This window comes from Streptomyces sp. NPDC059002, from assembly GCF_042740435.1.
Taxonomy (GTDB): domain Bacteria; phylum Actinomycetota; class Actinomycetes; order Streptomycetales; family Streptomycetaceae; genus Streptomyces.
On record NZ_JBHYJI010000033.1, the window covers coordinates 82,021 to 100,932 of the forward strand.

17 protein-coding genes are annotated in these 18,912 nt (G+C 71.3%); 12 read left to right on the forward strand and 5 right to left on the reverse strand.

What is annotated here, in order from left to right; translation table 11 throughout:
• Positions 1 to 19 precede the first annotated feature (19 nt).
• On the forward strand, positions 20 to 775 hold the full coding sequence (locus ACFWZ2_RS26815) for an AIM24 family protein (RefSeq protein ID WP_384549846.1): 756 nt from the start codon (positions 20 to 22) through the stop codon (positions 773 to 775).
• Between the two features lie 118 nt (positions 776 to 893).
• Positions 894 to 1,370, forward strand: coding sequence for a MarR family winged helix-turn-helix transcriptional regulator (locus ACFWZ2_RS26820; RefSeq protein ID WP_384549848.1), 477 nt, complete (start codon positions 894 to 896; stop codon positions 1,368 to 1,370).
• A gap of 31 nt (positions 1,371 to 1,401) precedes the next feature.
• Here ACFWZ2_RS26820 and ACFWZ2_RS26825 read toward each other — a convergent pair whose 3' ends face one another.
• Both ACFWZ2_RS26825 and ACFWZ2_RS26830 read right to left on the reverse strand, forming a co-directional pair.
• Positions 1,402 to 2,874 carry a sensor histidine kinase gene (locus ACFWZ2_RS26825; RefSeq protein ID WP_384549849.1) on the reverse strand — a complete coding sequence of 491 codons (1,473 nt, stop codon included), beginning with the start codon at positions 2,872 to 2,874 and terminating at the stop codon, positions 1,402 to 1,404.
• On the reverse strand, positions 2,871 to 3,536 hold the full coding sequence (locus ACFWZ2_RS26830; RefSeq protein WP_384549850.1) for a response regulator transcription factor: 666 nt from the start codon (positions 3,534 to 3,536) through the stop codon (positions 2,871 to 2,873). The genes ACFWZ2_RS26825 and ACFWZ2_RS26830 overlap by 4 nt, the downstream gene beginning before the upstream one ends.
• A gap of 155 nt (positions 3,537 to 3,691) precedes the next feature.
• On the opposite strand from ACFWZ2_RS26830, the gene ACFWZ2_RS26835 reads away from it, so the two are divergent.
• Positions 3,692 to 4,399: a PepSY domain-containing protein gene (locus ACFWZ2_RS26835; protein WP_384549852.1), complete on the forward strand. Its 708-nt coding sequence runs from the start codon at positions 3,692 to 3,694 to the stop codon at positions 4,397 to 4,399.
• Between the two features lie 68 nt (positions 4,400 to 4,467).
• Here ACFWZ2_RS26835 and meaB read toward each other — a convergent pair whose 3' ends face one another.
• Together meaB and ACFWZ2_RS26845 are read right to left on the reverse strand one after the other, a co-directional pair.
• On the reverse strand, positions 4,468 to 5,424 hold the full coding sequence (meaB, locus tag ACFWZ2_RS26840) for a methylmalonyl Co-A mutase-associated GTPase MeaB (RefSeq protein WP_384549854.1): 957 nt from the start codon (positions 5,422 to 5,424) through the stop codon (positions 4,468 to 4,470).
• A gap of 64 nt (positions 5,425 to 5,488) precedes the next feature.
• On the reverse strand, positions 5,489 to 6,691 hold the full coding sequence (locus tag ACFWZ2_RS26845) for an acetyl-CoA C-acetyltransferase (RefSeq protein ID WP_384549856.1): 1,203 nt from the start codon (positions 6,689 to 6,691) through the stop codon (positions 5,489 to 5,491).
• A gap of 138 nt (positions 6,692 to 6,829) precedes the next feature.
• On the opposite strand from ACFWZ2_RS26845, the gene mce reads away from it, so the two are divergent.
• The 6 genes from mce (at position 6,830) to ACFWZ2_RS26875 (ending at position 15,209) form a co-directional block, all read left to right on the forward strand.
• A complete protein-coding gene (gene mce / locus ACFWZ2_RS26850; protein WP_384549858.1) occupies positions 6,830 to 7,270 on the forward strand; it encodes a methylmalonyl-CoA epimerase in 441 nt (146 codons plus the stop codon).
• A gap of 247 nt (positions 7,271 to 7,517) precedes the next feature.
• A complete protein-coding gene (gene scy, locus ACFWZ2_RS26855) occupies positions 7,518 to 11,432 on the forward strand; it encodes a polarized growth protein Scy (protein WP_384549859.1) in 3,915 nt (1,304 codons plus the stop codon).
• Positions 11,433 to 11,615: 183 nt separating this feature from the next.
• Entirely contained in the window at positions 11,616 to 12,551 is a 936-nt protein-coding gene (locus tag ACFWZ2_RS26860) for a cellulose-binding protein (protein WP_384549861.1), read from the forward strand.
• A gap of 81 nt (positions 12,552 to 12,632) precedes the next feature.
• Positions 12,633 to 13,607, forward strand: coding sequence for an ABC transporter ATP-binding protein (locus ACFWZ2_RS26865; RefSeq protein ID WP_384549862.1), 975 nt, complete (start codon positions 12,633 to 12,635; stop codon positions 13,605 to 13,607).
• Between the two features lie 3 nt (positions 13,608 to 13,610).
• The gene (locus ACFWZ2_RS26870) at positions 13,611 to 14,381 is read left to right on the forward strand and encodes an ABC transporter permease (protein ID WP_384549863.1); all 771 of its coding nucleotides are present in this window, start codon (positions 13,611 to 13,613) and stop codon (positions 14,379 to 14,381) included.
• Between the two features lie 15 nt (positions 14,382 to 14,396).
• The gene (locus tag ACFWZ2_RS26875) at positions 14,397 to 15,209 is read left to right on the forward strand and encodes a hypothetical protein (RefSeq protein WP_384549864.1); all 813 of its coding nucleotides are present in this window, start codon (positions 14,397 to 14,399) and stop codon (positions 15,207 to 15,209) included.
• Here ACFWZ2_RS26875 and ACFWZ2_RS26880 read toward each other — a convergent pair.
• The gene (locus ACFWZ2_RS26880; RefSeq protein ID WP_384549866.1) at positions 15,206 to 16,258 is read right to left on the reverse strand and encodes a hypothetical protein; all 1,053 of its coding nucleotides are present in this window, start codon (positions 16,256 to 16,258) and stop codon (positions 15,206 to 15,208) included. The two genes, ACFWZ2_RS26875 and ACFWZ2_RS26880, sit on opposite strands and share 4 nt — an antisense overlap.
• Before the next feature lie 207 nt (positions 16,259 to 16,465).
• Between ACFWZ2_RS26880 and ACFWZ2_RS26885 the strand changes: the two genes are divergently transcribed.
• The 3 genes from ACFWZ2_RS26885 to ACFWZ2_RS26895 all read left to right on the forward strand — a co-directional run.
• A complete protein-coding gene (locus ACFWZ2_RS26885) occupies positions 16,466 to 17,638 on the forward strand; it encodes an ABC transporter ATP-binding protein (RefSeq protein WP_384549868.1) in 1,173 nt (390 codons plus the stop codon).
• 92 nt (positions 17,639 to 17,730) lie between these two features.
• A complete protein-coding gene (locus tag ACFWZ2_RS26890) occupies positions 17,731 to 18,570 on the forward strand; it encodes an ABC transporter permease (RefSeq protein WP_384549879.1) in 840 nt (279 codons plus the stop codon).
• Between the two features lie 65 nt (positions 18,571 to 18,635).
• Positions 18,636 to 18,912: transposase (locus tag ACFWZ2_RS26895; protein ID WP_384549869.1), on the forward strand; the 277-nt coding region annotated here is incomplete at its 3' end.

Consider the following 18,912-nt stretch of genomic DNA (forward strand, 5'->3'; position numbering starts at 1 on the left):
TCCTGCCGTCTTCGACCCCATGACGCTGCCGAGCGACGACAACGTCAACGCGTACACCTTCTGCGTGGAGCTCAAGGGGAGCCAGTGGTTCATGCAGAAGGGGAAGATGATCGCCTACTACGGGCGCGTCGATTTCAACGGCATCGGGCACGGCCGCCTCGACCGACTGGTCCGGACCAGCTTTCATTCGCCGCTGCACGCGAGCGACTGGGTCGTGGCGGAGGGCCAGGGCAAGATGCTCCTCGCCGACCGGGCATTCGACGTGAACTCCTACGACCTGGACGAGGGCAACCTGACCATTCGCTCCGGCAACCTCCTCGCTTTTCAGCCAACTCTCGCGCTGAAGCAATCGATCGTTCCGGGCTTTCTGACGCTGATCGGCACCGGAAAGTTCGTCGCCGCGTCGAACGGCCCCGTGGTGTTCATGGAGCCGCCGATCCGCGTGGATCCACAGGCGCTCGTGGGGTGGGCCGACTGTCCTTCACCATGCCATCACTACGACCACGGATACCTCACGGGCGTGATCGGAGGCGTGCGGGCACTGACCGGCATCGGCGGAAGCTCAGGTGAGGAGCACCAGTTCGAGTTCGTGGGCGCCGGCACGGTGCTGCTCCAGTCCACCGAGGTGCTCATGGCCGAGCAGACCGTCGGAGAGGTGCCGCACCAGGCGGGGGTGCCGGGCGGGCAGGGCGCTCAGGGTCAGCCGGGCCAGCAGCCGGGCGCACCGCGTCTTCCCGGACAACTGGGAGACCTCCAGCGTCGCTTCGGGCTGTGAGCGGTAGTCTGCGGAGTGTGACGGCGAACGCCTGTGCCCCTCCGTGAGGCAGGGGGTGCGAGGCGCGTCACATCCCACCGTTCGTTCACCTTTCAACTTCTTAGGTAGAATCGATTCCATGGAGACCGAGACGGCCCCGCAGTGGCTGACCGACGAGGAACAGCGCGCTTGGCGCACCCACGTGGAGGTCAACAGGATGCTGACGTATCAGCTCGAAAAGGACCTTCAGCCGTTCAACCTGACCATGAACGACTACGACATCCTCGTGCATCTCTCCGAATCCGACGAATTGCGGATGCGCATGAGCGATCTCGCCGCCGCCACCCTGCAGTCCAAGAGCCGCCTGTCCCACCAGATCACCCGCATGGAGAACGCGGGCCTGGTGCGCCGTGAGAACTGCGAATCCGACCGGCGCGGCCTCTACACCGTCCTCACCGAGGAAGGCATGGAGACCATGCAGAAGGTGGCCCCACACCATGTCGCCTCCGTGCGGCGGCACTTCGTCGACCTCGTCTCACCCGAGGCGCTCGGCGATCTGCGCAAGGCCCTGACCCCGATCGCGGAACATCTGCGGGGACAGCGCGGCAGGCCCTGACGCTCACCTCGGCACCCGGCAGCGACGTCCCTCATTCCGCCGACGACTGAGGGGTGGGCAGCCGGAGTTCGAAGAGCGCACCACCCGACGGCGCCTCGCGCACCACGAGCGTGCCGCCGTGCCGCACCGCCACATCCCGGGCGATCGCGAGGCCGAGCCCGGCCCCGCCGTCGTCCCTGCTGCGTGCGTCGTCCAGGCGTACGAAGCGCTCGAAGATCCGCTCGCGCTCGCCCTCCGGCACGCCGCTCCCGTCGTCGGACACCGCAAGGACCGCCCAGGCACCATCGGTCCGGGTGGTGACCGTGACCCGGGAGCGCGCGTGCCGTTGCGCGTTGTTCAGGAGATTGCCGAGCACGCGCGCCAACTGGCCGCGGGATCCGGCGACTTCGACGCTCTTGAGGTCGGTGTGCACATCGACGCGGTCCCTGGTGCGCTGCGAGAGCTCCTCGCGGACGAACGCCGCCAGGTCGACCCGCGCGCCGCCCGGCTTCTCCCCCGCGTCGAGACGGGCGAGCAGCAGCAGATCGGCGGCGAGCTCCTGAAGGCGCACGGTGTCCTCGACCGCGCCGTCGACGTCCAGCAACTCCGGGTGCGCCGCGCCCACTTCGAGCTGGGTGCGCAGCGAGGCGATGGGGCTGCGCAGCTCATGGGAGGCGTCCGCGACGAACCGGCGCTGCCGCTCCACCGAGGTCTGCAGGGCCGTGAGGGTCTCGTTCGTGGTGCGGGCCAGACGGGCGATCTCGTCGTGCGTGTCCGGCTCGGGGACCCGGCGCGCCAGGTCCTCCGACGCGGTGATGGCGGACATCTCCCGGGTGATCGCGGCCACCGGGCGCAGGGCGCGCCGCGTCACCAGCCAGGTCACCCCCGCGACGACGGCGAGGAGCAGCGGGAAACCGATCAGCATGGCGGTCAACGCCGTTGACACGGCGCTCTGTTCGTCGGCGAGGGAGCCTCCCGCGTAGACCGTGAGATCGCCCTTCGACTCCGTGCCGACCTCGACGGCGGCGAAGCGGTAGTCGGCGCTCTCGCCGTCGATGGTGGCGGACCCGCCGCTGTACTCGGTGTCGTCGGAGATCTCGCCGGACTCGGACGAGTCGTCGCCGTTCCCCTCGCCCCGCTTCTCGTCCTTCTCCCCGTCCTTCTCCTCGCTGTCGTCGTCGCCGGACGGCTGCCCGGCCGCGGGGCGGGGCTTCACCTCGTCGGTCCCGGTGCCGCTGATCCGCTCCAGGTCCTCACTGGCGGCCACCAACCGCCCGTCCTCGTCGACGACTTGGACGGGGCCGTCCTCTTCGTCGGGCAGGTCGAGATCGGCGTACGGACGGTTCGACGCGAGCTGCGAGGCGACCTCGCGGGCGGCGGACGCGGCCCTGGCGTCCGCCTGGTCGGTGAGGTTGGCGCGCAGCGAGAGCAGCACGGCGGCGCCCGCGGCGACCAGGGCGAGGGCGACGACGAGGCTCGCGCCGAGCGTGGCCCTGGCGCGCACGGAGCCGAACAGCCGCCTCATCGCGGGGTCTCCAGGCGGTAGCCCGCGCCGCGCACGGTCCTGATGAGGGACGCGCCCAGCTTGCGCCGCAGGGTGCTGATGTACACCTCGACGATGTTGGGGTCCCCCTCGTACGCGAAGTCCCAGACGTGTTCCAGGATGTCGCCCTTGGAGACCACCTCTCCCGCCCGCAGCACCAGCTGCTCCAGGACGGCGAACTCCTTGGTGGTGAGGGTGACTTCGTCCGCGCCGCGGAAGACGCGGCGCGCGGCCGTGTCGACCTTGAGGTCCCCCAGCGTGTGGACCGGGAACGGCCCCGCGGAGCCGCGGCGGCGCAGCAGCGCCTTCACGCGGGCCACGAGCACGACGTACGAGAAGGGCTTGGTGAGGTAGTCGTCGGCGCCCGTGTCCAGGCCCTCCGCCTCGTCGTACTCGCCGTCCTTGGCGGTGAGCATCAGGATCGGCACGTCGTGGCCCGCCGCGCGCAGCGTGGAGCAGATCCGGTAGCCGTTCATGCCGGGCAGCATGATGTCGAGGACCACCAGGTCGTACGTTCCCTCGCTGGCGCGGTGCAGTCCGTCGACGCCGTCGTGGACGACGTCGACGGCGAAGCCCTCGGCGGTCAGGCCCTTGGCGAGCGACAGGGCAAGCCGCTTCTCGTCCTCCACGATCAACAAACGCATGCGTTCAGGGTCGCAGAGCGAACCTGAAGAGTTCTTCAGGCGGCTTCAGGCTGGGTTCAGGGTCGCTCCGCCAGATTGGTCCTCGTCGAAAGCGAACGGCTGCGGCGCGGCTCACCGGCCGCGGCCACTCGCCCACCGTCTCGGGAGGAACCCTCATGAAGCGCAACATCGTCATCGCCACTGTCGCCGCCGCGGCCCTGGTCGCCGGAGGCACCGCCACCGCCATCGCGGTCACGGGCGACGACGAGCCGACGGCCGCCGGCAGGTCGAGCGTCCAGGTCAAGGACGACGAGCGCGTCGACGCGGTGGAGAACACCACCGAGGCCAAGGCCGCGAAGGTGACGGCCGCGGACGCCATCAAGGCGGCCCTCGCGGACACCTCCGGCACCGCCGTCTCCGCCGAGCTCGACGACGAGGACGGCGGCCTGGTCTGGGGCGTCGACATCCTGAAGGGCACCACCTGGCACAACGTCGAGGTCGACCCCGGCACCGGCAAGGTCCTGGGCTCCTGGGTCGACAAGGACGACGACGGTGACGACGCCGCTGAGGACGCCGCCGACGCCGCCCGCGTGAACTCCGCGCTGAAGGGCGCGTCCACCAGCGCCGAGGACGCGGCGCGGGCCGGCGCGGCCAAGGGCACCGTGACCTCCGTCGACCTGGACGACGACGGCACGGCCGGCGCGTGGGAGGTCGAGACGACCGACTCCAAGGGCGCCGAGGCCGACTGGCACGTGGGCCTGACGGGCGACAAGGTCACCGCGGACCGCTCGGACCGTCACGACGACCGTGACGGCAAGGACGACCACGACGACCGTGGCGACCACGACGGCCACGACGACGACTCCGACGACTCCGACGACTGAGGCAGCACCGAGCAGCACCCCCGTCCCCCCGCGGAGGCGGCGTCATCGACGCCGCCTCCGGCGTGCGCTCAGGCCGACGTCAACCCGGCGACCAGCTCATCAGCCGCCGCATAGGGGTCCAGCTCGCCCGCCACGATCCGCTCCGCGAGGGCCGACAGGCGGCGGTCGCCGTGCAGGGAGCCGATCCGTTCCCGCAGCGCGGTGACCGCGATGGCCTCCACCTCGTGCGCGGCCCGCTCGGCACGCCGCTCCGCGAGGACGCCCCGCTCCTCCATCCAGGCCCGGTGCTTCTCCAGCGCCTCGACGACCTCGTCGATGCCCTCGCCGCGCGCCGCGACCGTCTTCACGATGGGCGGCCGCCAGTCGCCGGGGCCACGGGATTCGCCGAGCCCCAGCATGTGGTTGAGCTCGCGCGCGGTCGCGTCCGCGCCGTCGCGGTCCGCCTTGTTGACGACGTACACGTCGCCGATCTCCAGGATTCCGGCCTTCGCGGCCTGGATGCCGTCGCCCATGCCGGGCGCGAGCAGCACCACCGACGTGTCGGCCTGCGAGGCGATCTCCACCTCGGACTGTCCGACGCCGACGGTCTCGACGAGGATCACGTCGCAGCCCGCCGCGTCCAGGACCCGGATCGCCTGCGGCGCGGCCCACGCGAGTCCGCCGAGGTGTCCGCGCGTGGCCATGGAGCGGATGTAGACGCCGGGGTCGGACGCGTGGTCCGACATCCGCACCCGGTCGCCGAGGAGCGCGCCTCCCGAGAAGGGCGACGACGGGTCGACGGCGAGCACGCCGACCCGCTTGCCCGCCCGCCGGTAGGCGCTCACGAGCGCGGACGTCGAGGTCGACTTGCCGACTCCGGGCGACCCCGTCAGGCCCACCACGTACGCGTGACCGGCCAGCGGAGCCAGCGCGGCCATCACCTCGCGCAGCTGCGGGGACGCCCCCTCGACCAGTGAGATCAGCCGGGCCACGGCCCGCGGCCTGCCCTCGCGGGCCTGCGCCACCAGGGAGGGGACGTCCTGCATCACAGCTCCGTTCCTTGCGTACGAGACGCGTACGCCGTGCGCGTACGGGATACGAGGGCGAGCGTCAGCTCTTCGCCACCTTGACGATCAGCGCGTCGCCCTGGCCACCGCCACCGCACAGCGCCGCCGCGCCCACACCGCCGCCGCGCCGCTTCAGTTCGAGGGCGAGGTGCAGCACGACACGGGCGCCGGACATCCCGATCGGGTGGCCGAGGGCGATGGCTCCGCCGTTGACGTTCACCTTTTCCGAGGACACCCCGAGGTCCTTCATTGACTGCACGGCGACGGCCGCGAAGGCCTCGTTGATCTCGATGAGGTCGAGGTCGTCGACGGCCAGGCCCTCCTTCTTCAGGGCGTGCTGGATGGCGTTGGACGGCTGCGACTGGAGCGAGTTGTCCGGGCCCGCCACGTTGCCGTGTGCCCCGATCTCCGCGATCCAGTCGAGGCCGAGCTCCTCGGCCTTGGCCTTGGACATGACGACGACGGCCGCGGCGCCGTCGGAGATCTGCGAGGACGTGCCCGCGGTGATCGTGCCGTCCTTGGCGAAGGCGGGGCGCAGCTTGCCGAGGGACTCGGTGGTCGTCTCGGCGCGGATGCCCTCGTCCTTGCTGAACAGGACCGGGTCGCCCTTGCGCTGCGGGATCTCGACCGGGGTGATCTCGGCCTCGAAGATGCCGTTCTTCTGGGCGGCCGCGGCGCGCTGGTGCGACCGCGCGGCGATCTCGTCCTGCTCGGGGCGGGCGATGCCGAGGCGGGTGTTGTGCTTCTCCGTCGACTCGCCCATCGCGACGCCCTCGAAGGAGTCGGTCAGACCGTCGTACGCCATGGAGTCGAGCATCTCGATCGCGCCGTACTTGTAGCCCTCGCGGGACTTGGGGAGCAGGTGCGGGGCGTTGGTCATGGACTCCTGGCCGCCGGCCACGACCACGTCGAACTCGCCCGCGCGGATCAGCTGGTCGGCGAGCGCGATGGCGTCGAGGCCCGAGAGGCACACCTTGTTGATGGTGAGCGCGGGGACGTTCATGGGGATGCCCGCCTTGACGGCGGCCTGGCGTGCCGGGATCTGCCCTGCCCCGGCCTGCAGCACCTGGCCCATGATCACGTACTGCACCTGGTCGCCGCCGATGCCGGCCCGGTCGAGCGCGGCCTTGATGGCGAAGCCGCCCAGGTCGGCGCCCGAGAAGGACTTCAGGGAGCCGAGCAGACGGCCCATGGGCGTGCGCGCGCCCGCGACGATCACTGAGGTGGTACCGGTCGTTCCAGACATGTGGCACGGCCCCTTGGGAGGAGAGGAGTTAACGAGGGTTTATCTGAATGTACTGAGCGGTACCTCCGACGTCACCGGGCGGCGAGTGTGATCGCGCGCACGTTGCGTAATCACCGCATGAAGCGCTGCACTTGAAGCATGCTGACGCGAATCGATCACATCGGGATCGCCTGTTTCGACCTCGACAAGACCGTCGAGTTCTACCGCGCGACGTACGGATTCGAGGTGTTCCACACCGAGGTCAACGAAGAGCAGGGCGTACGCGAGGCCATGCTCAAGATCAACGAGACCAGCGACGGCGGCGCCTCCTACCTCCAGCTGCTCGAACCCACCCGCGACGACTCCGCGGTGGGCAAATGGCTGAAGAAGAACGGCGAGGGCGTGCACCACATCGCCTTCGGCACCGCGGACGTCGACGGAGACGCCGCGGCCATCAAGGACAAGGGCGTACGCGTCCTCTACGAAGAGCCCCGGATCGGTTCCATGGGGTCGCGCATCACCTTCCTGCACCCCAAGGACTGCCACGGCGTCCTGACGGAACTTGTCACTTCCGCGCCTTCCGAGTCACCGGAGCACTGACCTCCGTATATCTGGGCCGGTAGGGTTGGTCGCGGCCGTCCGAACTCTGGGCGGCCACGTGCCGGGGTCCGGGTTTCGGGGGACGAGCGTCGGGGCAGCAGCCCATGCTCCGCTGTTGATCTGACACCATTCCCCCGGGGGCCCCGTTCGGCGGATGGACGGGGCTCGTTGGAGAGACTTGCGACCAGGAGTGGGGCGTCCCCTGCTCGAGCGCAGCCAAGAGCTCGGGGAAGGATGGGACCGCGCAGTGCGGGGCTACGAACGCCAGGAGAACTCGCGGGCTGAGACCGACAGTCTTTCGCGGTTCGAGGCCGAGATGGACCGGCTGAAGACCGAGCGGGAGAAGGCCGTCCAGCACGCCGAGGACCTCGGCTACCAGGTCGAGGTGTTGCGCGCCAAGCTGCACGAGGCGCGCCGCAACCTCGCGTCCCGCCCTGCCTACGACAGCGCGGACATCGGCTACCAGGCCGAACAGCTGCTCCGCAACGCCCAGATCCAGGCCGAGCAGCTGCGCGCCGACGCCGAGCGCGAACTGCGCGACGCCAGGGCGCAGACCCAGCGCATCCTCCAGGAGCACGCCGAGCAGCAGGCCAGGCTCCAGTCCGAGCTGCACACCGAGGCCGTGACCCGGCGCCAGCAGCTCGACCAGGAACTCAACGAGCGCCGGCAGACCGTCGAGTCCCACGTCAACGAGAACGTGGCCTGGGCCGAACAGCTCCGCGCCCGCACCGAACAGCAGGCCCGCCGCCTGCTCGACGAGTCCCGCGCCGAGGCCGACCAGGCCCTCGCCGCCGCCCGCGCCGAGGCCGAGCGCGTCGCCGAGCAGGCCCGCCAGCGGATGGCGAGCGACGCCGAGTCCGCCCGCGCCGAGGCCGAGGCCACCCTGCGCCGCGCCCGCACGGACGCCGAGCGCCTCCTGAACGCCGCCTCCACACAGGCGCAGGAGGCCACCGACCACGCCGAGCAGCTGCGCTCCACCACGGCCACCGAGTCCGAGCAGGCGCGCCGCCAGGCCGCCGAGGCGAGCCGGGCCGCCGAGCAGCGCATGACCGAGGCCGACACGGCGCTGCGCGAGGCGCGCGCCGAGGCGGAGAAGGTACTCGCCGAGGCCAAGGAGACCGCGTCCAAGCAGCTCGCGGCCGCAGAGGGCGCGAACGAACAGCGCACCCGCACCGCCAAGGAGCAGGTCGCCCGCCTCGTCGGCGAGGCCACCAAGGAGGCCGAGGCCACCAGGTCCGAGGCCGAGCAGCTGGTCGCCGACGCCCGCGCGGAGGCCGAGAAGCTGATCGCGGACGCCTCCGAGAAGGCCCGCACGATCACCGCGGAGGAGACCGCGGGCCAGCTCGCGAAGGCCGCGCGGACCGCCGAGGAGGTCCTCGACAAGGCGTCCAAGGAGGCCAAGGAGACCACCAAGGCCGCCACCGAGGAGGCCGAGCGGATCCGCTCGGAGGCCGAGGCCGAGGCGGACCGGCTGCGCAGCCAGGCGCACGACATCGCCGAGGAGCTCAAGGGCGCGGCGAAGGACGACACCAAGGAGTACCGCGCCAAGACCGTCGAGCTGCAGGAGGAGGCGCGCAGGCTGCGCGGCGAGGCCGAGCAGCTGCGGGCCGAGGCCGTCGAGGAGGGCGAGCGGATCCGGGCCGAGGCCCGCCGCGAGGCCGTCCAGCAGATCGAGGAGGCGGCCAGGTCCGCCGAGGAGCTGCTCGCCAAGGCGAAGGCCGACGCGGACGAGCTGAAGTCCGCGGCGACCGCCGAGAGCGAGCGGGTCCGCACCGAGGCCATCGAGCGCGCCACGACGCTGCGCAAGCAGGCCGAGGAGACCCTGGAGCGCACCCGCGCGGAGGCCGAGCGGCACCGCGAGGAGGCCGCCGAGCAGGCCGAGACCACCAGGTCGGAGGCCGAGGACGCCGCGCGGGAGCTGCGCGAGGAGACCGAGCGGGCCATAGCGGCACGGCAGGCCGAGGCCGCCGAGGAGCTGACGCGCCTCCACACGGAGGCCGAGGAGCGCCTGGCGACCGCCGAGCAGGCGCTCACCGACGCCCGCGCCGAGGCCGAGCGCATCCGCAAGGAGGCCACGGAGGAGACCGACCGGCTTCGTACGGAGTCCGCCGAGCGGATCCGTACGCTCCAGTCGCAGGCCGAGACGGAGGCCGAGCGGCTGCGCACGGAGGCCGCCGCCGACGCGTCGCAGGCCCGCGCGGAGGGCGAGTCCGTCGCCGTACGGCTGCGTTCGGAGGCCGCGGCCGAGGCCGAGCGGCTCAAGACCGAGGCGCAGGAGTCCGCGGACCGGGTGCGCGCGGAGGCCGCCGCGGCCGCCGAGCGCGTCGGCGCGGAGGCAGCGGAGGCGCTGTCCGCCGCCCAGGAGGAGGCCGCGAGGCGCCGCCGCGAGGCCGAGGAGACCCTCAACTCCGCGCGCGCGGAAGCCGATCAGGAGCGCGAGCGGGTCCGCGAGCAGAGCGAGGAACTCCTCGCGTCCGCCCGCAAGCGCGTCGAGGAGGCCCAGGCCGAGGCGGTCCGCCTGGTCGAGGAGGCCGACCGCCGCGCCACCGAGCTGGTCTCGGCCGCCGAGCAGCACGCCCAGTCCGTACGGGACTCGGTCGCGGGTCTGCACGAGAGCGCACAGGAAGAGGTCGCGGGCCTGCGCTCGGCCGCCGAGCACGCCGCGGAGCGCACGAAGACCGAGGCGCAGGAGGAGGCCGACCGCGTCCGCGCCGACGCCTACGCCGAGCGGGAGCGCGCCACCGAGGACGCCAACCGCACCCGACGCGAGGCGACCGAGTCCTCCGAGGCCGCGAAGTCCCTTGCGGAGCGCACGGTTTCGGACGCGATCGCGGAGGCCGAGCGGATGCGCTCGGACGCCTCGGAGCACGCCCAGCGGGTGCGCACGGAGGCATCCGACACCATCGCGTCCGCCGAGCAGGACGCCGCACGCACGCGTGCCGACGCCCGCGAGGACGCCAACCGCATCCGCAGCGACGCGGCGGGCCAGGCCGACCAGTTGATCGGCGAGGCCCGCAGCGAGGCCGAGCGGCTGCAGAACGAGACGGCCGCGGAGGCCGAGCGCGTCCGCACCGAGGCCACCGAGCAGGCCGAGCGACTCAAGTCCGAGACGACCACCGAGGCGGAGCGGCTGCGCGCGGAGTCCGTGGCGAAGGCCGAGAAGCTCATCTCGGACGCGACGGGCGACGCCGAGCGGCTGCGCGCCGAGGCCTCCGAGACGGTCAACTCCGCCCAGCAGCACGCCGAGCGGATCCGCGGCGAATCCGAGCGCGTCAAGGCCGACGCGGCGAACGAGGCCGAGCGGCTCACGTCGGAGGCGCGCGACGAGGCCGAGCGCACCCTCGACGAGGCCCGCCAGGCCGCCAACAAGCGCCGCCAGGAAGCCGCCGAGCAGGTCGACACGCTCATCACGGAGGCCGCGGCCGAGGCCGAGAAGCTGACGGCGGACGCCCAGGAGAAGGCGCTCAAGGCGACCACGGACGCGGAGGCGCAGGCCGACACGATGGTCGGCGCGGCCCGCAGCGAGGCCGAGCGTCTGGTCGCCGAGGCGACGGTCGAGGGCAACTCCCTGGTGGAGAAGGCCCGTACGGACGCGGACGAGCTGCTGGTCGGCGCCCGCCGCGACGCGACCGCCATAAGGGAGCGCTCCGAGGAGCAGCGCGACCGTCTCACCGCCGAGATCGAGGAGCTGCACGAGCGCGCCCGCCGCGAGTCCGCCGAGGCGATGAAGACCGCGGGCGAGCGCTGCGACGCGCTGGTCAAGGCCGCCGAGGAGCAGCTCGCCGAGGCCCAGGCGAAGGCCAAGGAGCTGGTGTCGGACGCCAACTCCGAGGCGGGCAAGGTCCGTATCGCCGCGGTGAAGAAGGCGGAGGCGCTCCTCAAGGAGGCCGAGACGAAGAAGACCTCGCTGGTCGGCGAGGCCGAGCGGATCAAGGCGGACGCGGAGGCCGAGGCGACGCGCCTGGTCGACGAGGGCAAGCGCGAGCTGGAGGTGCTCGTGCGACGCCGCGAGGACATCAATGCGGAGATCTCCCGTGTCCAGGACGTGCTCGAAGCGTTGGAATCTTTCGAGGCCCCGTCGGGCGGCGCGAAGGACGGTGGCGTCAAGGCCGGGGCTGCGGCGGGATCGACTCGTTCGGGTGGCAAGCCGTCAGAGGGCTAGCCAGCCAGGCATCTTCCGTGCTCCGTAAGGACCTTCGGCCCTGTCGCTGGCAAGCGCTCCGGCGGTTAGCCACTCAAAAGGGGTGTCATTCTCCAGATCAAACGGGCATCTGCTCGATGACACGCCGCTTGGACCCCTAGGATTCCCTCTATCACCTCACCGGTCTCATTCGACAGGAACCCCATGAGCGACACTTCCCCCTACGGCTTCGAGCTTGTGCGGCGTGGGTACGACCGCGCTCAGGTGGACGAACGTATCTCCAAGCTCGTCTCCGACCGTGACAGCGCTCTTGCTCGTATCACTGCTCTGGAAAAGCGCATCGAGGAGCTGCACCTCGAGACGCAGAACGCCCAGGCCCAGGTTGCCGACGCCGAGCCGTCGTACGCCGGTCTCGGTGCCCGCGTCGAGAAGATCCTCCGCCTCGCCGAGGAGGAGGCGAAGGACCTGCGCGAGGAGGCCCGTCGCGCCGCCGAGCAGCACCGCGAACTTGCCGAGTCCGCCGCCCAGCAGGTGCGCAACGACGCCGAATCGTTCGCCTCCGAGCGCAAGGCCAAGGCCGAGGACGAGGGCGTCCGGATCGTCGAGAAGGCCAAGGGCGAGGCGAACGCGCTGCGCGCCGAGGCGCAGAAGGACGCGCAGTCCAAGCGCGAGGAGGCGGACGCCCTCTTCGAGGAGACCCGCGCCAAGGCCGCCCAGGCCGCCGCGGACTTCGAGACGAACCTCGCCAAGCGCCGCGAGCAGTCCGAGCGCGACCTCGCCTCGCGGCAGGCGAAGGCGGAGAAGCGGCTCGCGGAGATCGAGCACCGCGCGGAGCAGCTGCGTCTTGAGGCGGAGAAGCTCCGGACCGACGCGGAGCGTCGTGCTCGCCAGACCGTCGAGACGGCTCAGCGTCAGGCCGAGGACATCGTCGCGGACGCGAATGCGAAGGCCGACCGCATCCGCTCGGAGTCCGAGCGGGAGCTTGCGGCGCTGACGAACCGGCGCGACAGCATCAACGCGCAGCTCACCAACGTGCGCGAGATGCTGGCGACGCTCACCGGTGCGGCGGTCGCTGCCGCGGGTACGCCGGTCGAGGACGAGCCCATTTCACGTGGGGTTCCGGCACAGCAGACCCGCTGAGGTTCGTCCCTTGCGGGGCGCCCCCAAGCCCTCTGCCACATCCCAGTGGCAGGGGGCTTTGTCACGTTTTAGCGTGGCCGCATGATCGAGCTCGAGGGGCTGACCAAGCGGTACGGCGAGAAAGTGGCCGTCAACAATCTGACCTTCACCGTCCACCCCGGCATCGTCACCGGCTTCCTCGGACCGAACGGTGCGGGGAAGTCGACGACCATGCGCATGATGCTGGGGCTCGACAACCCGTCCGCCGGGGCCGTCCGCATCGACGGCAAGCACTACTCCCAGCTGAAGGACCCCCTCAAGTACATCGGCGCCCTCCTCGACGCCAAGGCCATGCACGGCGGCCGCAGCGCCTTCAACCATCTGCTCTGCCTCGCCCAGAGCAACGGCATCCCGCGCGGCCGCGTCACCGAGGTCCTCGACACGGTCGGCCTGACCGCCGTCGCCAAGAAGAAGGCCAAGGGCTTCTCGCTCGGCATGGGCCAGCGGCTCGGCATCGCGGGCGCGCTGCTCGGCGACCCCGAGATCCTGATGTTCGACGAGCCGGTCAACGGGCTCGACCCCGAGGGCATCCACTGGATCAGGAACCTGATGAAGTCCCTTGCCGCGCAAGGGCGTACGGTCTTCGTCTCCTCGCACCTGATGAGCGAGATGGCACTCACCGCCGACCACCTCGTCGTCATCGGCCAGGGCCGCCTGCTCGCCGACACCTCCATGTCGGACTTCATCCGGCAGAACTCGCGGTCGTACGTCCGGCTGCGCTCCCCGCAGCGCGAGCGGCTGCTCGACGTGCTGCACGAGGCGGGCATCACCGCCGTCGAGGCGGGCAACGGCACCCTCGAAGTGGACGGCACGGCATCGGAGCAGCTCGGCGAACTCGCCGCGAGCCACCAGCTCGTACTCCATGAGCTGAGTCCCCAGCAGGCCTCGCTGGAAGAGGCGTTCATGCAGCTCACCGCGGAGTCCGTGGAGTACCACGCGCACGCGGACCACGAAGGCGCGCCGCCCCCGGACACCACCGGCTGGGGCGATGGCTGGCAGCAGCGGAAGGAGGCCTGAGCGATGGCCGCGACGCAGGTACTGAAGTCGGAGTGGACCAAGATCCGCTCGGTGTCGTCGACCGTGTGGACGCTCGGCCTCGCCGTGGTGGTCACGATCGCCCTCGGGATGCTGATCAGCATCCTGTCCAAGAACGACTACGACAAGCTCGACGCCCAGGACAAGCTGACCTTCGACCCGACCTTCATCAGCTTCGCCGGGATGTCCCTCGGCCAGCTCGCGATGATCGTCTTCGGGGTGCTCGTCGTCTCGAACGAGTACAGCACCGGCATGATCCGCACCTCGCTGGCCGCGGTCCCCCAGCGCGGCACGTTCCTGTTCAGCAAGGTCCTGGTGGCCACGGTGCTGGCCTTCGTGGTGGGCCTCGCCACCAGCTTCATCACGTTCTTCGTGGGGCAGGCGATGCTCGGCCAGTACAAGGCTCAGATCGGCGACCCCGGCGTCCTGCGCGCCGTCATCGGCGGCGGGCTCTATATGACGCTCATCGCGATGTTCTCGATGGGCGTCGCGGCCATGCTGCGCAGCCCGATGCTGTCGCTGGGCATCCTGATGCCGTTCTTCTTCCTGATCTCCAACATCCTCGGCAATGTCTCGGCGACCAAGAAGATCGGCCGCTTCCTGCCCGACCAGGCCGGGAGCAAGATCATGCAGGTCAAGACGCCATTCGACGACGACACGCCCTACGGGCCGTGGGGCGGGCTCGCGATCATGGTGGCGTGGGTCGTTCTCGCGCTGCTCGGTGGGTACGTACTGCTGAAGAAGCGGGACGCGTAGGAGAGGGCGGGGCGTGTGACGACGCAGGACCGCGGGCTCGCGGCGCTCGGCCTGGACGGCGTGCCCGCCCTGCAGCCCCTCAGCTACCCGGGCCTGCCCGTCACGGCCCCTTCCCTGCTGACCGGCGCCGAGCTGCTCCCACTCGGCGTACGACCTGGCGGGATCGGCGCGTGGGAGGTGGCGGGCCGACGGCTCGACGCACTCCTGACGGACCTCGGGCAGGCCGACACCGCGCACCGCGACCCCGTCATCGCCGTCGGCTCGAACGCCTCCCCCGGCCAGCTCGCCCACAAGCTCGCCCGGCACGGCCTCCCGGACGCCGTGCCGATGGTCCCCGTGCGCACGCGCGGCATCGGCGTGGGCTGCTCGGCCCACATCGGCCGCGCCGGATACGTGGCCGCCGCCCCCTACCCCGATCCGGCGGCCGGGGCCACGCTCGTCGTCTCCTGGCTCGACCCGGCCCAGCTCGCGGCGGTCGACGGCACGGAACTCAACTACCGGCGCGTGCTGCTGCGGGGCGACGCGCACGCGATGACGCTGCCGTCCGGCGAACCGCTCACCGCCGCGTACGTCTACGTCAGCACGCACAGCGTCCTCACCGACCCCGCCACCGGCCTGCCCCGCCCCGGCGGGGGCGACCAGGCGGCCCTGCTCTCCGCGCTGCTCGACGGGTCACCGGTCCTGCGCGAGCTGCTCGGTCCCGATCCGGCGTCCTGGGTGTGCCGTGCGGCCGCCGATCCGGCACGGCGCGAACGCGGCCGCCGCGCCTTCCGCGAGGCGGGCTGGGTGCGGCCCGCGAGCTTCCCGGGGCAGGCCGACGACGCCTAGGGCCCGTCCCCGCCCTCGCTCAGCAGCTCGTCGAAGTCCCGCCAGCCCTCCCACTCCCACACGGCCTTGGTGAGATCGGGCTTCACCGGAGCGAAGCGGCCACTCTCGAAGTCGTCCGTCCTGATGTCGAACCAGCGCTCGTCGGCCACCTCCGTGCCCAGACCGACCGTCCGCGCGGTCACCCTGACGAGCAACTTGGCACCGACGGCGACCGACAGGTCCTTGCCCTGGATCTCCTGGAGCGGCAGCGGGCACACGGGCGCCCCGACCGGTATCCACACCGTGAACGGCGCCCCGCGGTCGACCGCGAGCCAGGACCGCTCATCGGCGGGCTCGCCCTTCTCGTCGAGGATCCGGAGCCACTGCTGGCGGATGATCAGGCTCGCCCCGTCGTCATGGGGCGACGGCTCGAGGAAGCGCAGATAGGCCCGCGCCCGCAGGTCCACGACGGAGAGATTGTCGAAGCGGCTGTAGAAGCGCACCGCGATGATCGCGTCGTCCCTGTCCCGGTGGGCCCGCGCGTACTCGGAGAAGTCCGCGTACTTCGCGTACGACACGCTCGCGCGCCGCCGCCAGACGAACGGCCGCAGCGCGAACAGCTTGACGAGGACGATCCCGAGCACCACCGCGGGCGCGAGCGCACCGGTGACCGAGGCGAGCGTGGCGAGCAGCTCGTGGCTCGCGCTGCCGGGCTCCGGGTCGAGGCTGTCGGTGCCCACGCAGGCCCGCAGGGCGGTGAGCCCCAGATTCAGAAGCCGCTCCGCGTCGCCGAACCGCTCCCCCACGCCCCGCCCCGAATCGTCGGTCAGCGTCCACACGGCGGCGATGGCCACGGACAGGGTGACCAGACCGCCGAGGGTCATCAGGAGCAGTGCGGGCGCGGAGCGTGCGGCGATCCACAGCCGGGCGGACGTGTGGTGGCGGGGATGCGGTCCGCTGTGCCGGTTCCGCGCGCCGAGCCTGCCGGATGTCCTGAGCGCGCCGAGCCCCCTGAGTCCGCCGGGTGTCCTGAGCCCGCCGGGCGTCCTGAGTCCGCTGAGCACATTCACGTGAGCCCCCTGAATGCGGTCGGTCCCGTCGCTTCGCGCGGTGCGAGGAGGGTCATTCCCGGCGGCTCTCGGGGGCAACCTCGGGGCGCCCGCGACAGGACGGCGACTTTGCCTGCTCTTGGCTGGAACCGTCAGCTCCCGGCTATCCTCCTAACCCTTACGGGGGCGTGTGCCCCGACGTCCTGAACCATTCGATGGGTGCGGAGAATGATCGAGGCAGTCGGCCTGACGAAGCGCTACGGCGCCAAGACAGCCGTGTACAACCTTTCCTTCCAGGTGCGGCCGGGTACCGTCACCGGCTTCCTGGGCCCCAACGGCTCGGGCAAGTCGACGACGATGCGCATGATCCTCGGGCTCGACGCGCCCACCACCGGGCAGGTGACGATCGGCGGCTACCCGTACCGCAAGCTCCCCAACGCCCCCCGCCAGGTCGGTGCGCTGCTCGACGCCAAGGCCGTGCACGGCGGCCGGCACGCCCGCAACCACCTCCTGTGCCTCGCGCAGCTCTCCGGCATCCCGGCCCGCAGGGTCGACGAGGTGCTCGGCGTGGTCGGACTGCAGGACGTCGCCAAGAAGCGCTCCAAGGGCTTCTCGCTCGGCATGGGCCAGCGCCTGGGCATCGCCGCGGCACTGCTCGGCGACCCGCAGGTGCTGCTCTTCGACGAGCCGGTCAACGGCCTCGACCCCGAGGGCATCCTCTGGGTCCGCAACCTGATGAAGTCGCTCGCGGCCGAGGGACGCACGGTCTTCGTGTCGTCCCACCTGATGAGCGAGATGGCGCTCACCGCCGAGCACCTGATCGTCATCGGCCGCGGCCAGCTGCTCGCCGACATGAGCGTGACGGACTTCATCTCCCACAACTCCGCCGACTTCGCGCGCGTCCGCACGCCGGACAGCGAGCCGCAGCAGCGCGAGAAGCTGACGGCCGCGCTGACCGAGGCGGGCGGCCAGGTCCTGCCCGAGCAGGACGGCGCGCTGCGCGTCACGGGCCTGCCGCTGCCCCGCATCAGCGACCTCGCGCACGGCGCGGACGTCCGCCTGTGGGAGCTCTCCCCGCACCAGGCCTCGCTGGAAGAGGCGTACATGCGGATGACGCAGGGCGCCGTCGACTACCGCTCCACGGTCGACCAGCGCGCGGGCCTGCAGCAGCAGCCGCAGCCCGGTGCGCTGCCCCAGGGCCAGCCGCCGATGCCGATGCCCGGCCAGGGCCAGCCCGGCTGGTACGCGCCGCCGCCGCCCCAGCAGGGCGGTCAGCCCTTCGCGATGCCGCAGCCGCAGGACGGGCAGAACCCCTACGCCGCGGCGCCGCAGCAGGCTCCGGCCGCGGCTGCGGCCCCCGACATGACCAAGCGCGCCACCGACAACGAGGATGCACGATGACCACGCCTCCGACTCCGCAGCAGCAGCCGCAGGCGCAGCAGCCCCAGCAGATGTACGCGCAGGCCGGCGCGCCCGCGCCGCACGGCGCCCCGATGGCCCCGCCGCCCGCCGCCCCCGCGCCGCCCTCCGCCTGGCAGCAGGCGATGGCCAACGCCTACACCTCGCCGATCCCGGTCACGAAGACCCACATCGGCAACGCCCTCGCCTCCGAGTGGACGAAGATCAAGTCGGTCCGCTCGACGATGTGGACCCTGGGCATCTTCCTGGCCCTCGTCGTCGGCATCGGCCTGCTCGCCGCCGCGAACACCCAGCCGCGCAACTACGCGGACATGCCGTTCACCGTGCCGGCCTTCTTCGGCCTGATGCTCGGGCAGATCTGCCTGATCACGCTGGGCGTCCTGGTCACCTCGTCCGAGTACGGCACGGGCATGATCCGTACGACGTTCACCGCGTCGCCGCAGCGCCACCGCGTGCTCGCCGCGAAGGTCCTGGTCTTCTTCGTCACGGCCTTCGTGGTGTCCGCGTGCGCCATCCTGTTCGTGGGCCTGGTGACGTCGAGCATGAACAGCGGCCCCGAGGCGGGCGACATCCCGTGGATGGGCACGGTCTTCAAGGGCAGCCTGTACGTCTCACTGCTCGGTGTGCTCGCCCTCGCCGTCGGCTCCATGCTGCGGCACTCCGCGGGTGCCATCACCGCGATGCTCGGCCTCGTCCTGGTCCCCGCGATCATGCCCGCGTTCCTGATGATCTGGGAGAGCACGCAGTCGCTCGGCGAGAAGATGAACGACTACAACGCCATCACCGCCCTCGCCAAGATCTTCGGCGCGGAGGACGCGGGCACCGGCGGCAGCTCGCAGCTGGTGGTGCTCCTCGTCGTCACGGCCGCGGCCCTGGCCGGCGCGTTCGCCCTCTTGGAGAAGCGCGACGTATAGCCCGGGCCGGGGCCCTGGCGGGCCCTAGGGGGTGTCTTTCCGATCATCGGATCGTTGGGTTCGGTGTGAGGGATGCAGCCGAGATCTCTGATGCGGCGTGGGCGGTGATCGCTCCGTTGCTGCCGCCCGCCGGTCGGGCCCGGGGCCGCTGGCGTGATCACCGTCAGGTACTGGAAGGCATCGTGTTCAAGTTCCGCACCGGACTGCCCTGGCGGGATCTGCCGGAGCGGTTCGGGCCCTGGCAGACCGTGCACGGCCGCTTTGCCCGCTGGTCCACCGACGGCACTTTCGAGCGGATACTGGCCTCGGCTCAGGCACGGGCCGAGGTGGACTGGCTGGTCG

Coding starts and splice junctions, on each gene's coding strand:
- ACFWZ2_RS26815 (WP_384549846.1), top strand. CDS start 20: ATGACGCTGCCGAGCGACGACAACGTCAACGCGTACACCTTCTGCGTG.
- ACFWZ2_RS26820 (WP_384549848.1), top strand. CDS start 894: ATGGAGACCGAGACGGCCCCGCAGTGGCTGACCGACGAGGAACAGCGC.
- ACFWZ2_RS26825 (WP_384549849.1), bottom strand. CDS start 2,874: ATGAGGCGGCTGTTCGGCTCCGTGCGCGCCAGGGCCACGCTCGGCGCG.
- ACFWZ2_RS26830 (WP_384549850.1), bottom strand. CDS start 3,536: ATGCGTTTGTTGATCGTGGAGGACGAGAAGCGGCTTGCCCTGTCGCTC.
- ACFWZ2_RS26835 (WP_384549852.1), top strand. CDS start 3,692: ATGAAGCGCAACATCGTCATCGCCACTGTCGCCGCCGCGGCCCTGGTC.
- meaB (WP_384549854.1), bottom strand. CDS start 5,424: ATGCAGGACGTCCCCTCCCTGGTGGCGCAGGCCCGCGAGGGCAGGCCG.
- ACFWZ2_RS26845 (WP_384549856.1), bottom strand. CDS start 6,691: ATGTCTGGAACGACCGGTACCACCTCAGTGATCGTCGCGGGCGCGCGC.
- mce (WP_384549858.1), top strand. CDS start 6,830: ATGCTGACGCGAATCGATCACATCGGGATCGCCTGTTTCGACCTCGAC.
- ACFWZ2_RS26860 (WP_384549861.1), top strand. CDS start 11,616: ATGAGCGACACTTCCCCCTACGGCTTCGAGCTTGTGCGGCGTGGGTAC.
- ACFWZ2_RS26865 (WP_384549862.1), top strand. CDS start 12,633: ATGATCGAGCTCGAGGGGCTGACCAAGCGGTACGGCGAGAAAGTGGCC.
- ACFWZ2_RS26870 (WP_384549863.1), top strand. CDS start 13,611: ATGGCCGCGACGCAGGTACTGAAGTCGGAGTGGACCAAGATCCGCTCG.
- ACFWZ2_RS26885 (WP_384549868.1), top strand. CDS start 16,466: ATGATCGAGGCAGTCGGCCTGACGAAGCGCTACGGCGCCAAGACAGCC.
- ACFWZ2_RS26890 (WP_384549879.1), top strand. CDS start 17,731: ATGGCCCCGCCGCCCGCCGCCCCCGCGCCGCCCTCCGCCTGGCAGCAG.